The organism is Curtobacterium sp. MCBD17_003, assembly GCF_003234885.2.
Classification (GTDB): domain Bacteria; phylum Actinomycetota; class Actinomycetes; order Actinomycetales; family Microbacteriaceae; genus Curtobacterium.
Genome location: NZ_CP126275.1, coordinates 1,339,705 through 1,353,926 on the forward strand (window position 1 = coordinate 1,339,705; position 14,222 = coordinate 1,353,926).

The 14,222-nt window shown below is 72.0% G+C and carries 11 protein-coding genes; 9 read left to right on the forward strand and 2 right to left on the reverse strand.

What is annotated here, in order from left to right:
• Positions 1 to 88: 88 nt before the first annotated feature.
• The 4 genes from leuS (at position 89) to holA (ending at position 6,970) form a co-directional block, all read left to right on the forward strand.
• A complete protein-coding gene (leuS, locus tag DEI88_RS06450; protein ID WP_111026113.1) occupies positions 89 to 2,644 on the forward strand; it encodes a leucine--tRNA ligase in 2,556 nt (851 codons plus the stop codon).
• A gap of 104 nt (positions 2,645 to 2,748) precedes the next feature.
• The gene (locus tag DEI88_RS06455) at positions 2,749 to 3,423 is read left to right on the forward strand and encodes a ComEA family DNA-binding protein (protein WP_111008659.1); all 675 of its coding nucleotides are present in this window, start codon (positions 2,749 to 2,751) and stop codon (positions 3,421 to 3,423) included.
• Positions 3,420 to 6,038 (forward strand): ComEC/Rec2 family competence protein, encoded by a 2,619-nt coding sequence (locus DEI88_RS06460; protein ID WP_111071718.1) that lies wholly within the window; start codon positions 3,420 to 3,422, stop codon positions 6,036 to 6,038. Before DEI88_RS06455 ends, DEI88_RS06460 begins: the two co-directional genes overlap by 4 nt.
• Positions 5,951 to 6,970: a DNA polymerase III subunit delta gene (gene holA, locus DEI88_RS06465; protein WP_111012609.1), complete on the forward strand. Its 1,020-nt coding sequence runs from the start codon at positions 5,951 to 5,953 to the stop codon at positions 6,968 to 6,970. The genes DEI88_RS06460 and holA overlap by 88 nt, the downstream gene beginning before the upstream one ends.
• Positions 6,971 to 7,227: 257 nt before the next feature.
• Here holA and rpsT read toward each other — a convergent pair whose 3' ends face one another.
• On the reverse strand, positions 7,228 to 7,488 hold the full coding sequence (gene rpsT, locus DEI88_RS06470; protein WP_111008662.1) for a 30S ribosomal protein S20: 261 nt from the start codon (positions 7,486 to 7,488) through the stop codon (positions 7,228 to 7,230).
• Between the two features lie 169 nt (positions 7,489 to 7,657).
• Here rpsT and DEI88_RS06475 point away from each other — a divergent pair, with 169 nt between their 5' ends.
• The 4 genes from DEI88_RS06475 to DEI88_RS06490 all read left to right on the forward strand — a co-directional run bounded on the left by DEI88_RS06475 (position 7,658) and on the right by DEI88_RS06490 (position 12,144).
• Entirely contained in the window at positions 7,658 to 8,800 is a 1,143-nt protein-coding gene (locus tag DEI88_RS06475; RefSeq protein WP_111048618.1) for a pyridoxal phosphate-dependent aminotransferase, read from the forward strand.
• 118 nt (positions 8,801 to 8,918) lie between these two features.
• Positions 8,919 to 10,775 carry a translation elongation factor 4 gene (lepA, locus tag DEI88_RS06480; RefSeq protein ID WP_111071719.1) on the forward strand — a complete coding sequence of 619 codons (1,857 nt, stop codon included), beginning with the start codon at positions 8,919 to 8,921 and terminating at the stop codon, positions 10,773 to 10,775.
• Complete coding sequence (locus DEI88_RS06485; protein ID WP_111071720.1) at positions 10,772 to 11,494, forward strand: DUF1990 domain-containing protein; 723 nt, start codon at positions 10,772 to 10,774, stop codon at positions 11,492 to 11,494. The genes lepA and DEI88_RS06485 overlap by 4 nt, the downstream gene beginning before the upstream one ends.
• Positions 11,491 to 12,144, forward strand: coding sequence for a DUF1990 domain-containing protein (locus tag DEI88_RS06490; RefSeq protein ID WP_111036758.1), 654 nt, complete (start codon positions 11,491 to 11,493; stop codon positions 12,142 to 12,144). The genes DEI88_RS06485 and DEI88_RS06490 overlap by 4 nt, the downstream gene beginning before the upstream one ends.
• Before the next feature lie 19 nt (positions 12,145 to 12,163).
• On the opposite strand, the gene DEI88_RS06495 is transcribed toward DEI88_RS06490, so the two are convergent.
• Positions 12,164 to 12,898 carry an HAD family hydrolase gene (locus DEI88_RS06495; RefSeq protein WP_111048615.1) on the reverse strand — a complete coding sequence of 245 codons (735 nt, stop codon included), beginning with the start codon at positions 12,896 to 12,898 and terminating at the stop codon, positions 12,164 to 12,166.
• A gap of 82 nt (positions 12,899 to 12,980) precedes the next feature.
• Between DEI88_RS06495 and hemW the strand changes: the two genes are divergently transcribed.
• The gene (gene hemW / locus DEI88_RS06500) at positions 12,981 to 14,198 is read left to right on the forward strand and encodes a radical SAM family heme chaperone HemW (protein WP_181441199.1); all 1,218 of its coding nucleotides are present in this window, start codon (positions 12,981 to 12,983) and stop codon (positions 14,196 to 14,198) included.
• Positions 14,199 to 14,222: the final 24 nt, after the last annotated feature.

Genomic DNA, 14,222 nt, shown 5'->3' on the forward strand with positions numbered 1-14,222 from the left:
CGTGCGGCCCGGCTCGGTTCGGTACCCTTGATCGTCGGTCACCCGCTCGTGTGCGGTGACCCGTCCCTCCCGACCGAATGAGAGTTCCGTGACCATCGAGCAACACGTCGAGGACCCGCACGCCTACGACCCCCGGCGCATCCAGGACAAGTGGCAGCGCATCTGGTCGGACCTCGGGCTCTTCACGACGGACCCGGAGGACCGCCGCCCGCGCAAGTACATCCTCGAGATGTTCCCGTACCCGTCCGGAGACCTGCACATGGGTCACGCCGAGAACTGGGCACTCGGCGACTTCGTCGCCCGGTACTGGCGGCAGCAGGGCTTCAACGTGCTGCACCCGATCGGGTGGGACTCGTTCGGCCTGCCTGCCGAGAACGCGGCCATCAAGCGCGGGATCGACCCCCGCGCCTGGACGTACGCGAACATCGAACAACAGAAGGCCTCGTTCAAGCGCTACGCCCCGTCCTTCGACTGGACGCGCGAGCTGCACACGTCGGACCCCGAGTACTACAAGTGGAACCAGTGGTTGTTCCTCAAGATGTACGAGAAGGGCCTGGCGTACCGGAAGGACAGCTGGGTCAACTGGGACCCGGTGGACCAGACCGTCCTGGCGAACGAGCAGGTGTTGCCGGACGGCACGTCCGACCGCTCGGGCGCCGTGGTCGTCAAGAAGAAGTTGACGCAGTGGTACTTCCGGATCACGGACTACGCGGACCGGTTGCTCGATGACCTCAACCAGCTCGAGGGCACCTGGCCGGCGAAGGTCATCGCCATGCAGCGCAACTGGATCGGTCGATCCGTCGGCGCCGACGTCGACTTCGTGATCGAGGGGCGGGACGAACCCGTCACCGTCTTCACGACGCGACCCGACACGGTCTTCGGCGTCACGTTCCTCGTCGTCGCCCCGGACAGTGACCTCGCCGCCGAACTCGTCGCGTCGTCGGACGACGCGACGCAGGCGGCCTTCGCCGAGTACCTGACCGAGACCCAGGCGACGAGCGAGATCGACCGGCAGAACGCCGACCGGCCGAAGACCGGTGTCCCGCTCAACCGGTTCGCCCTGCATCCGGTCACGGGGGAGCGCCTGCCCATCTGGGCGGCCGACTACGTGCTCGCGGACTACGGCCACGGTGCGGTCATGGCGGTGCCGGCCCACGACCAACGCGACCTCGACTTCGCACGCGTGTTCGGCCTCCCGGTCAAGGTGGTCGTCGACACGAACGCGGCCGTCACCGGTGCCCTCCCGGTGATCCCCGAGGGCGCGACCCTCGAGGACTTCGACCTGCCGCCACTCGACCCGGCATCGACCGGTGTCGCGTTGACCGGACAGGGGCGGATGATCGCGTCCGGTCCGCTCGACGGCATGAGCAAGCAGCACGCGATCCAGGCTGCGATCCGGCTGCTCTCGGAGAAGGGCACCGGTCGCGCCGCCAAGACGTACCGACTGCGCGACTGGCTCATCTCCCGCCAGCGGTACTGGGGCACGCCGATCCCGATCATCCACGGCGACGACGGCACCGAGTACCCGGTGCCCGAGGACCAGCTCCCCGTGCTGCTCCCGCCGAGCGAGGGACTCGACCTCAAGCCGAAGGGCACGAGCCCGCTCGGCGGCGCCGAGGACTGGGTGAACGTGCCGAACCCGGTGGACGGCACTCCCGCCAAGCGCGACGCCGACACGATGGACACCTTCGTGGACTCGTCCTGGTACTTCCTGCGGTTCCTGAGCCCGAACGACGACAGCCAGGCGTTCGACCCGGCCGAGGCGCGCAAGTGGGCGCCCGTCGACCAGTACATCGGCGGCGTCGAGCACGCGATCCTGCACCTGCTCTACGCGCGGTTCGTCACGAAGGTCCTGTTCGACCTCGGGTACATCGACTTCACCGAGCCCTTCAACGCGCTGCTCAACCAGGGCATGGTGCTGTCCGGCGGGTCGAAGATGTCGAAGTCGAAGGGCGGCGTCAGCCTCGGGGACGAGCTCGACGCGCACGGGGTCGACGCCATCCGTCTGGTGATGGGCTTCGCCGGTCCGCCGGAGGACGACATCAACTGGGAGGACGTCTCGCCCGCCGCGAGCGCGCGCTTCCTCGCTCGCGCCTACCGCCTGGCGGTGGACGTGACGTCGGCTCCGAACGCGGTGTGGGCCGAGGGCGACCGTGCGCTGCGCCGCGTCACCCACCGGTTCCTCGCCGACGCGCCCGGTCTCATGGAGTCCTTCAAGTTCAACGTCGTCATCGCGCGGCTCATGGACCTGGTCAACGTCACGCGCAAGGCCATCGACTCGGGTGTCGGGCCGGCAGACCCCGCGGTGCGCGAGGCCACCGAGACCGTCGCGCTCGGTCTGAGTGTCTTCGCGCCGTACACCGGCGAGGAGATGTGGGAGCGGCTCGGGTACGAGCCGTCGGTGGCGACACACGGTTGGCGGAAGGCCGATCCCACCCTGCTCGTGCAGGAGAGCGTCACGGCGGTCGTGCAGGTCAACGGCAAGGTGCGCGACACGTTCGAGGTGCCGCCGTCGATCGACGCGGACGCCCTGGAGGCGCTGGCCCGGTCCTCCGCATCGGTGCAGCGGTTCATCGGTGAGCGCGAGATCGTCAAGGTGATCGTCCGCGCGCCGAAGCTGGTCAACATCGCGATCCGGGGCTGACTGCCCTCCGCGCCCACTCCTCCACAATGGCCCCGCTGGGGCGTCCCGACACAGGACGCACCGGCGGGGCCGTTCGGCGTCGGGAGCGCCCCTAGCGTCGGAGCATGACGGGAGACGAGTTCGACGACACCGCACCGGTCCGCACCTGGATCCGGCCGCGCGCCCTCGTGGTCGTCGCCATCGCCGTGACGGTCGTGGCGCTCGTGCTGTTGGCGGTGGGCGCACTGACCGACCACGCCACGACGGTCCAGCGCTCCGCCGATGCGGTCTCGGTGTCGGCGCCCGCCACGGCGTCCACGGGAGTGGTCCCCCCAGCGGCGACGCCCGCGACCGTCGTCGTCCACGTGCTCGGGGCCGTCGCCACGCCGGGCCTCGTCGAGCTCCCGGTCGGTGCCCGCGTCGACGACGCGGTCACCGAGGCCGGCGGGGCGGCCGACCACGCAGACCTGAGCCGGGTGAACCTCGCCCGGCCGCTGGTGGACGGCGAGCAACTGTACGTGCCGCGTGACGGCGAGGACGACGTCCCCGAGGCCCCGGGACCCGTCGTGGGGGGCGGGAGTGCGTCCGTCGGTGGTGGGGAGGGCCCGACCCTGGTGGACCTCAACACCGCCGATGCCACCGCCCTGGAGACCCTGCCCGGCATCGGACCGGCGCTCGCCGACCGGATCGTCGCGTGGCGGACCGAGCACGGTCGGTTCTCGAGCGTCGAGGACCTGCTCGACGTCAGCGGGATCGGTGACGCGACCTTCGCGGACCTCCGGGACCGGGTGCGGGTGTGACGTCGCTCGGTGCGCCACGTCCGGATCTCCGCCTCGTCGTGCCGGTGGCCGTGGCCTGGGTGGTCGCGGTGGTCCTGGTCGCCAGTCCCGCGCACGCGGTCCCGGTCGCCGTGGCCGCGGGAGTCGCCGCGGCCACAGCGGTCCTGGTCGTCCTCCAGGCGGTCCGTCGCGGGCGGGCGGGCCCGCCACCCCGAGCGCACAGCGGACCGCTCGGCGTCGTCGGCCTCGTCGCGCCCACCCTGCTGCTCGTGGCCCTCGTCGCGGTCGCCGTCGACGTGCGTGACGCCGTCCGGCGTCCGGAAGCCATCCGAGCGATCGACGACGGGGCGGCCGTGGTCGCCGAGGTCGTGCTCGAGCGCGACGGCGAACCGGGTGAGCGAACGGTCCCCGGGCGCCTCGTCCGGATGGAACACCGCGCGGGTGGCGAGACGATCACGACCACCGGCCTCCGCGTCCCCGCCCGCGTGGTCCTCGCGGAGCCGGGCTCGACGGAGCACGACCCCGGTGCCAGCGACGTCGCCGTCCCACTCGTCGCGGGTGCCACGGTGCGTGTGCACGCGGAGCTGGTCGCCGGGACGCCGGGTGCGACCGCGTCCGTCCTGCTCTTCACCCGGGGCGACCCCGAGGTCGTCCACGCTCCCGCGGCGCTGCTCCTCGCCAGCACGATCGCCCGCCGCGCGTTCGCCGAGGTCACCGGGAGACTGCCCGGCCCCGGAGCCGGCCTGCTGCGCGGGCTCGCGATCGGGGACCGGAGCGGTATCGACGACCGGACCGCGGATGCGATGGAGGTGACCGCACTGACGCACCTCACCGCCGTCTCCGGCTCGAACTGCGCGGTGCTCGTCGGACTCGTGATGCTCGTCGGCCGTGCCGCACGCGCCCCGCGGCTGGCGCGTGTCGTGGTCTCGGTCGTCGTGCTCGGCGCATTCGTCCTGCTCGTGCGACCGGATCCGAGCATCGTGCGCGCGACGATCATGGCGGTCGTCGTGCTCGTCGTGCACCTGCGTGGACGACCCGTGCATGGCGCACCGCTCGTGGCACTGGCGACGATCGGCATGCTCGTCGTCGACCCGTGGCTCGCCCGGTCCTTCGGGTTCGCGCTCTCCGTCCTGGCCACCGCGGGGGTCGTGGTGGTCGCCCCGGTCCTGGCGTCGCGTCTCGCCGGACGACTCGGACCAGTGGTCGCGGCGTCGCTCGCGGTACCGGTCGCGGCGCAGGCCGCGTGCTGGCCCGTCACCGTGGTGCTCGCGCCGTCCATCCCGACGTACGCCGTGCTCACGAACCTGGTCACGGAGCCCTTGGCTCCCGTCGCGACCGTCCTCGGGCTGGCGGCGTGCGCGCTCGCGCCCATCTGGTCGACCGGTGCCTGGTTCCTCGCGGCCGCCGCGTGGGCACCCGCCGCGGTCATCGCCGTCGTCGCGCGGGCGGCCGCGGCACTCCCGTTCGCGGTGGTCCCCTGGCCGGCCGGTCCGTTCGGCGCCGCGACGGCCGCACTGGTGAGCACGGCGGTCGTGGCGGCCGTGTTCGTGCGCCGTGCTGCCCGGGCGGTCCCCGTGGCCGCGGCGGTGGTGGTCGGGGTGATCGGCGTCTCGGTCGTCGTCGTGCCCGACGCCGTCGTCCGGGGGAGCGTCCCCGCCGACTGGTCGCTCGCGGCCTGCGACGTCGGCCAGGGCGACGCGGTCCTGGTGCGGCGGGACGATGCGGTCGCGCTCGTCGACACGGGCGACGAGCCGGAGCGGCTCGAGCGCTGCCTCGACCTGCTGGGGATCGACCGGATCGACCTCTTCGTGGCCTCGCACTACGACCGCGACCACGTGGGTGCGGTCGGGGTGGTAGCCAACCGTGTCGGGACCGCCCTCGTCGGCCCGCTCGGCCGCGCGGCGGACGCCGACGTCGTCGCCACCCTGCGGCGCGCGGGTGCCGACGTGGTCACGGCGGGCGCAGGCACCGCCGGCACGCTCGGGGATCTGCCGTGGCGGGTGGTGTGGCCCCCTCCGTCGACCACCGAGGGCGGGAACGACGCGAGCGTCACGGTCCTGTTCGAGCCGTCCCGGCGTTGCTCCGACTGCCTGTCGTCGCTGTTCCTCGGCGACCTCGGCGAGGCGGCGCAGCGACGGCTGCTCGCCATGGTGACGGCAGCCGGAGGCTGGCCACCCGTCGACGTCGTCAAGGTCGCGCACCACGGCTCCGCCGACCAGGACCCGGCGCTGTACCGAGCGGTGTCGGCTCGGGTGGGCATCGTGAGCGTGGGTGCCGACAACCCCTACGGGCATCCCACCGACCGCGCGCTCGCGATGTTGGAGGCAGCGGGCACGGCGGCGCTCCGCACCGATCAGAACGGCACGATCGTGCTCTCGGCGTCGGGCGGCGACCTCCGGGTCTGGCGCGAGCGGCCCGACCGAGGCGATCCCACTACGGGGGTGTCGCCGGTCGCCCGTACACTGCTGGAGGTCGGTCGGGTCGGAGCCCGGCGTGGACCGGGTCGGGCACGGTCGGGTCCACCAACGTCCCGAGCGGGAGGCACACCATGGCGGCGAAGAGACCAGCGCGCGCAGCCGCGGCGATCGACCAGGTCCCGTGGTCGGCGATCCGGCCGGCACCGGTCGTCCTCGTGACGGGACCCGAGACCTTCCTCGCCGAACGAGCGATCACCTCGCTGCGCGATCTCCTGCTCGCCGAGGACCCCGCACTCGAGGTCCACGATCTCGAGGCCGACCAGTACGCGCCTGGGCTGCTCGCGACCCTCGCCAGCCCCTCGCTGTTCGGCGAACCCCGCCTCCTGCGCGTCGTCCAGGTCGAGAAGTGCACGGACGCGTTCATCACCGAGACCCTCTCCTACCTCCAGGCCCCGGCCGACGACGTCACGCTCGTGCTCCGGCATGGCGGCGGCGTCCGCGGGAAGAAACTGCTCGACGCGATCCGTGGCGGCACCGGCGGCGGGATCGAGGTCCAGTGCGACGAACTGAAGAAGGAGACCGACCGGATCGACTTCGTCCAGGCCGAGTTCCGCGCCGCGCGCCGGAAGATCAGCCCGTCCGCGGTCCGCACCCTCGTCGCGGCGTTCGCGGACGACCTCGCCGAACTCGCTGCCGCCTGTCGTCAGCTGCTCGCCGACGACGACCAGGAGATCACGGACCGGACGGTGGACCGGTACTACGGCGGCCGGGTCGAGACGAACGCCTTCAAGGTGGCCGACATCGCGCTCGCCGGTCGATCGGGGCCGGCCGTCGTGCAGCTCCGGCACGCCCTGGCGACCGGCGAGGCCCCCGTGCCGATCGTCGCGGCGTTCGCGAGCAAGATCCGCACGATGGCGAAGGTCAGTTCCTTCCGCGGGTCGAGCGGGCAGGCGGCATCGGCGCTCGGGCTGGCACCGTGGCAGGTGCAGCGGGCGCAGCGAGACGTCCAGGGCTGGAGCGAGGCCGGCCTCGCGAACGCGATCCTCAGCATCGCGGCCGCCGACACGGCGGTGAAGGGCGGGTCCCGCGACGCCCACTACGCGCTCGAGGTGATGGTCCGCGTCATCGCCCGCCGCGGTGAGGGGACCTGACCGGGGCGGGCATGGTCCGCCGGGTGCTGATCCCGTAGGCCGGACCCGCCGGGTGCCAACCCCTGCGCAGTGCGGCCCCTGCGCAGCGCCGACCCCTGCGCAGTGCGGACCCCTGCGCAGTGCGGCCCCTGCGCAGTGCGGACCCCTGCGCCGTGCTGACCCCCAAGCCCGAGCTGCGCCGCGCCGGACACGCGGAACGCCCCCGGCACCGAGGTGTCGGGGGCGTTCTGCGAGGTGCGGCTCGGCCAGCGCTCAGATCAGAGCGCGGCGACCTTCTTCGAGATCGCGGACTTGCGGTTCGCGGCCTGGTTCTTGTGGATGACGCCCTTGCTCACGGCCTTGTCGAGCTTCTTCGTCGCGACGACGAGGGCGGCGGTGGCCTTGTCCTTGTCGCCGGCGGCGATGGCCTCGTTCGTGTGGCGGATGTACGTCTTGAGCTCGCTCTTGTAGGCCTTGTTGCGCTCCTGGGCCTTCAGGTTGGTCTTGATGCGCTTCATCTGCGACTTGATGTTCGCCATGCGGTTCTGCTTTCTGTGTGTCTCGGACGGGTGAACGCGATCACAGGGATAGAGGGTCCGATCGCGGATCGCGCTCCACCTGTGGGAGATGGAACACGCAAGCCAGCGAGCAATGTTACCAGGACCACGAGGAGCGATCAACGCGCCACCCCTCGACTAGCGTTGCGCCATGCCATCGCTCGCGCCGCACATCAGCACCGTGCCCGACTCCGGCATCCGGCGGATCTACGAGCAGGCTCTGCTCCTCGACGACGCCATCATGCTCGTGGTCGGCGAGCCCGACGTGCCCGTGGCCCGGCACATCGGCGACGCGGCGCGACGCGCGTGGACCGAGGACCGGACCAACTACACGCCGAACGGCGGGATCGCGCCACTGCGGCGGGCCCTCCAGGAGAAGCTGTCCCGCGAGAACCGGATCGACGCCGAGATCGAGCAGGTCTGGGTGACGGTCGGGGCGACCCAGGCCCTGCACCAGGCGATGGCACTGCTGCTCGCGCCGGGCGACGAGGTCCTCGTGCCGGACCCCGGCTACACGACCTTCACCATGAACGCCCACATGCTCGGTGCGGTCCCGGTGCCGTACGAGCTCGCACCGGCGCACGGGTTCGAGCCGGACCTCGACGCCCTCGAGGCGAGCGTGACCGACCGCACGCGCGTGCTCCTGCTCAACTCGCCGTCGAACCCGCTCGGGTCGGTGGTCGGCGCGGAGACCGTGCAGCGGCTGCTCGCCTTCGCCCGTCGGCACGACCTCTGGGTCATCAGTGACGAGGTCTACGAGTACTTCACGTTCGGCGCCCGCCATGTCAGTCCCGCGTCCCTCGACGAGGACGACCGGGTGTTCAGCGTGTTCTCCCTGAGCAAGACGTACGCGATGACCGGCGTGCGCGTCGGGTACCTCGTCACGCCGAGGGGCATGGCGGGGACCATGCGGACGGTGCAGGAGGCCACGGTGAGCTGTGTCGCCGAACCCGACCAGTTCGCGGCCCTCGCGGCCATCGTCGGGGACCACTCGGCCGTCCAGGAGGCCCGTGACCACTACCGCGCGAACCTCGAGGTGGCGCGAGAGGTCCTCGACGCGAAGGGCATCACGTACAACGACCCCGAGGGCGCGTTCTACCTGTGGATCGACGTCGCGCACGCGACCGACGGGGACGTCGCGGCATGGGCGGAGCGGTTCCTGCTGACGGAGCGCGTCGCGGTGGCGCCGGGCAGCGCGTTCGGGAGGGCCGGTGAGGGGTGGATCCGCGTGTGCCTGGCCGCGGACCCCGCGGTGCTCCGCGAGGGTCTCCGTCGTCTCCCGGACCCGCGCTGACGACCCTGCCGGCAGGGTCGCTCCCGTCCTCGCCGCGGTCGCCGCGGCCGGGTCTGGCCGCATCGGTCGGCTGCGCGTGGAACAATCGACCGATCCACCGCTCGACCTCAGAGGAACCGTGAGCCCACAAGCATCCGCACCACTCGAACCCGCGTCGACGGCGGCCGGGGCGATCCGCAACTTCTGCATCATCGCCCACATCGACCACGGCAAGTCGACGCTGGCCGACCGCATGTTGCAGATCACCGGCGTCGTCGAGGAGCGTGCGATGCGGGCGCAGTACCTCGACCGGATGGACATCGAGCGCGAGCGCGGGATCACCATCAAGTCGCAGGCCGTGCGCATGCCGTGGGAGCGTGACGGCCAGACGTTCGCCCTGAACATGATCGACACTCCGGGCCACGTCGACTTCTCGTACGAGGTGTCGCGGTCGCTCGCCGCGTGCGAGGGCGCGATCCTGCTCGTCGACGCCGCCCAGGGGATCGAGGCGCAGACCCTGGCCAACCTGTACCTCGCGCTCGAGAACGACCTCGAGATCATCCCGGTCCTCAACAAGATCGACCTGCCCGCCGCGGAGCCGGACAAGTACGCCGCCGAGCTGGCGCAGCTCATCGGCGGCGACCCGGCCGACGTCATGCGCGTGAGCGGCAAGACCGGCGTGGGCGTGGCGGAGCTGCTCGACCGGGTCGTCGAACGCATCCCGGCGCCGGTCGGTCGCCTGGACGCCGAGCCGCGGGCGATGATCTTCGACTCGGTCTACGACAGCTACCGCGGTGTCGTCACCTACGTGCGCATGGTCGACGGGCGGATCAGCCCCCGCGAGAAGATCCAGATGATGTCGACCCGCACCACCCACGAGATCCTCGAGATCGGGGTGTCGAGCCCGGAGCCGGTACCGACGAAGGGCCTGGCAGTCGGCGAGGTCGGGTACCTCATCACCGGCGTCAAGGACGTCCGGCAGTCCAAGGTCGGCGACACCGTCACGAGCGCCGCGAGGCCCGCCACGGAGGCGCTGGCCGGGTACACCGACCCGAAGCCGATGGTGTTCTCGGGGCTGTACCCGATCGACGGCAGCGATTACCCGGACCTGCGCGAGGCACTCGACAAGCTGAAGCTGTCCGACGCCGCACTCGTCTACGAACCCGAGACCTCGGTCGCGCTCGGCTTCGGGTTCCGCTGCGGGTTCCTCGGGCTGTTGCACCTCGAGATCATCACGGAGCGGCTGTCCCGCGAGTTCGGACTCGAACTCATCACCACCGCGCCGAGTGTGGTCTACGAGGTCACGACCGAGGACAAGAAGACCGTCGAGGTCACGAACCCGTCGGAGTTCCCGTCGGGCAAGATCGCCAGCGTCAAGGAGCCCGTCGTCCGCGCGGCGATCCTGGCGCCGAAGGACTACGTGGGCGCGATCATGGACCTGTGCCAGTCGCGCCGCGGCACGATGCTCGGCATGGAGTACCTCGGCGAGGACCGCGTCGAGCTCCGGTACTCGATGCCGCTCGGTGAGATCGTGTTCGACTTCTTCGACCAGTTGAAGAGCCGCACGCAGGGGTACGCGAGCCTCGACTACGAGCCCATGGGGGACCAGGAGGCCGACCTCGTCAAGGTGGACATCCTGCTCCAGGGAGACCAGGTCGACGCCTTCAGCGCGATCGTCCACCGGGACAAGGCGTACGCGTACGGCGTGCTCATGACCGGTCGCCTGCGCGAACTCATCCCGCGGCAGCAGTTCGAGGTCCCGATCCAGGCCGCGATCGGTGCGCGCATCATCGCGCGCGAATCGATCCGTGCCATGCGCAAGGACGTCCTGGCGAAGTGCTACGGCGGTGACATCACCCGCAAGCGCAAGCTCCTCGAGAAGCAGAAGGAGGGCAAGAAGCGCATGAAGATGGTGGGTCGCGTCGAGGTCCCGCAAGAGGCGTTCATCGCTGCGCTCTCCGGTGACACCGAGGCCAAGGACGCCAAGAAGAAGTGACCGCCGACGGTCCGGGGAGCGCCCACGCCGCACGTGCCGGTGCGGACCGCGACGCCCTGACCTACGCGCCCGAGGGCGGATCGCTCGCCCCCGACCTGGTGACGGCCCCGCCAGCGGGGTACCGCGCACGGCAGGACGCCGCGCGGATCGGGCGCGGTCGTGCCTGCCACGACCGCACGGTCGACGCCGTGCTCCGCTGGGAGATCCAGGAGCGCGTCGGGATCCGGGTGGAACCGGAGGTCCGGGAGACCCAGGACCACCGGGAGACCCAGGACCACCGGGAGACCCAGGACCACCGGGAGACCCAGGACCACCGGGAGGCCCGGGAGGACCCGGACGGTCCGCACGACCCGTCCCGACCCGGGCGACCGCACCCGCGCCTCCGCGCCGGAGACCGTGCTGTCCTGCACATCCGCGCGTACGGCGTCACCACCGACGCGCCGGTCCGCGCCGTCCGCGTGGTCGACGAGGAGACCCGCGGCGGCTTCGCCTACGGCACCCGTCGCGGGCACCCCGAGTCGGGCGAGGTCGCGTTCCTCGTCGAGCACCGTCCCGATGACACGGTCTGGCTCGTCGTGCGGTCGTTCTCACGACCGGCGAACCGACTGTGGGCGCTGCTCTGGCCGTTCGTGCAGTGGAAGTCGCGGCGCACGACGGCGCGCTACCTGCGGGTCCTCGCCGGGGGGAACGACCCCACGCTCGGTACGATGGGCGGATGAGCACCCGCGGCAGCCACCGCCCCACCGCCCTGACCTACGGCGCCGTCGGGGCGACCCAGGCGCCGGACCTCATGACCTACCCGCCCGAGGGGTTCACGCCGAGCGAGTCCCGCACGCGCATCGGCCACGGCGACCAGCGGTTCGAGACGGCGTGGGTCCAGACCCTGACCTGGCAGATCCAGGAGCGCAGCGGCATCCGGGTCCGCGTGGAGGACGTCCCCGACGACGACGAGGTCGGCTACACCCCCGTCGAGTTCGACGACGAGGGTCGTCCGGTCACACCGGCCTCGATCGGCGGCGGGACGACCGAGCGGTTCGCGCCGGACGGTACGCCGTTGCTGACCGCGGGGACGACCGCGACGCTGACGATCCACGCGTACGGGCGGGTCGTGCACGCCCCGGTCCGCGTCGTCTCGGTGATCGACGAACCGGACCGCAAGGGCTTCGCGTACGGCACGCTCGAGGGGCACCCGGTGTCGGGCGAGGAGTCCTTCGTCGTCGAGCGCACCACGGACGGCTCGGTCTGGCTGCAGGTGCGGCAGTTCTCGCAGCCGTCATCGCGCGGGTGGCGGTTCCTCGGCCCGTTCCTCCGACGCCAGCAGCGGCGACTCGCCCAGGCCTACCTGCAGGCGTTGCTCGGTTCCGACTGAGGATCGCGCGCCGGGCCGTTCAGACCAGGGGCCGGAGCGCGGCGACGGCGTCCAGCAGGGTGTCGGCACCCTCCGCGCAGTCCGCGACGACCGCGACCGCGCTCGTCCTGCCGAGCTCGTCGACGTCGTGCACGCCGGTGGCGACCGCGATGAACGGGATGCCCGCCGCGTCGGCGGCGGTGCCGTCGCGGGGCGTGTCCCCGATGACCACCACCCGGTTCCCGCGGAGGTCCGCGGCCGCCCGGCGCGTCAGCGCCTGCCGCTCGACGTCCTCGTCCCCGAAGTACGAGTGCGCCCAGTCGAACGCGTCCGGGTCGAACCCGGCGCTGGCGAGCTTGAGGCGAGCCCGACCCGCGGAGTTCCCGGTGAGCAGCGCGGAGCGCCAGCCACGATCGGTCATGCGTTGCAGCAGGGCCATCACACCCGGCGCGGGCGTCCGCCGCTCACCCGACCGGTAGCGCTCCTCGGACAGGCGTTGCAGGTGTCCGCGGACGGTCTCGGACAGCTCCGGGTCGAGCCCGTGGGCCCGGAGGGCCTCGAGGATGATCCCGGCGTCGGTCCGGCCGTGCTGGTGTCCGACGAGCTGCTCGAGGTCCCGGCCCACGGTGCGCTCGAGCGCGAGGTGGTACAGGCTCCCGGGGACGGCGGCGTTCTCGACGAGGGTCCCGTCGACGTCCCAGAGGACGATGGTGCCGACGACGCTGTCGGCGCTGGGTTCCGGGTCCGTGCTCCCGGAGGTGGTGCTGTCGTGCATGGGACCATCATGGCGACCCCGTACCGGCCGCGCGACCGGTGGTGTGACCCGGGGACGGCGGCACGGTGGGACAATGGAGTCCGTGCCCAGCGCCCTGCCGATCGCCGATCCCGCCCCCGCGGACGGCCTGATCGTCCCCTCGGCGGACGCGGGAGGCGTCCCGTTCGGCGTCTACGTGCACGTGCCGTTCTGCCGTGTCCGCTGCGGGTACTGCGACTTCAACACCTACACCGCGTCGGAACTGCGGGGCGTCCGGCGCGACGACTACGCGGGTCACGCGGTCCAGGAGATCCGGTTCGCGGCGTCCGTCCTCGACCGGTCGGGCGTCGCGCGTCGGCCGGTGTCCACGGTGTTCTTCGGCGGTGGGACCCCGACGATGCTGCCGGCGGACGACCTCGTGATGATCCTTCGCGCGATCGACGACACCTGGGGGATCCTCCCGGGTGCCGAGGTCACGACCGAGGCGAACCCGGACTCGGTCGACGCGGAGTCCCTGGCGACGCTGCGCCGCGGCGGGTTCTCGCGCGTGAGCTTCGGCATGCAGTCCGCGGTGCCCCACGTGCTCGCCACGCTCGACCGGACGCACGACCCGGAGCGGGTCCCGCTCGTGGTGGATGCGGCGCGGGCGGAGGGGCTCGACGTCAGCCTCGACCTCATCTACTCGACGCCGGGGGAGTCACTCGACGACTGGCGCCGTTCGCTCGACGCGGCGATCGCGTACGGGCCGGACCACCTGTCGGCCTACGCGCTCATCGTCGAGGACGGCACGGCCATGGGGCGCGCCGTCGCGAAGGGGCTCCTGCCGGCGCCGGACGACGACCTGGCCGCCGACATGTACGAGGAGGCCGACGCACGTCTTGCTGCCGCCGGGTACAGCTGGTACGAGGTCTCGAACTGGGCCCGCGGTGCCGAGCACGCGAGCCGCCACAACCTGTCCTACTGGAAGGGCCACGACTGGTGGGGGGTGGGTCCGGGGGCGCACTCGGCCGTCGCCGGCACCCGATGGTGGAACGTCAAGCACCCGGCCGCGTACGCCGCGCGCGTGCTCGGGGGCGAATCACCGGCGGCCGGCCGCGAGACGCTCGACGACGAGACCCGGTACGTCGAGCGCGTCCTGCTCGCTGCGCGCGTGCGCGGCGAGCTGGCCACCGCGGAGCTCCGTCCCGAGGCGCGTGGGCGCGTCGCCGGGCTCATCGCGCGCGGACTCGTCGACGGCCGCGCCGCGCTGTCCGGGAGGCTCGACCTCACGCTGCGCGGGCGCCTGCTGGCCGACGCCGTGGTGCGGGAGCTGTTGGACTGACGGACCGCCGGGGGAGCGGCGGGC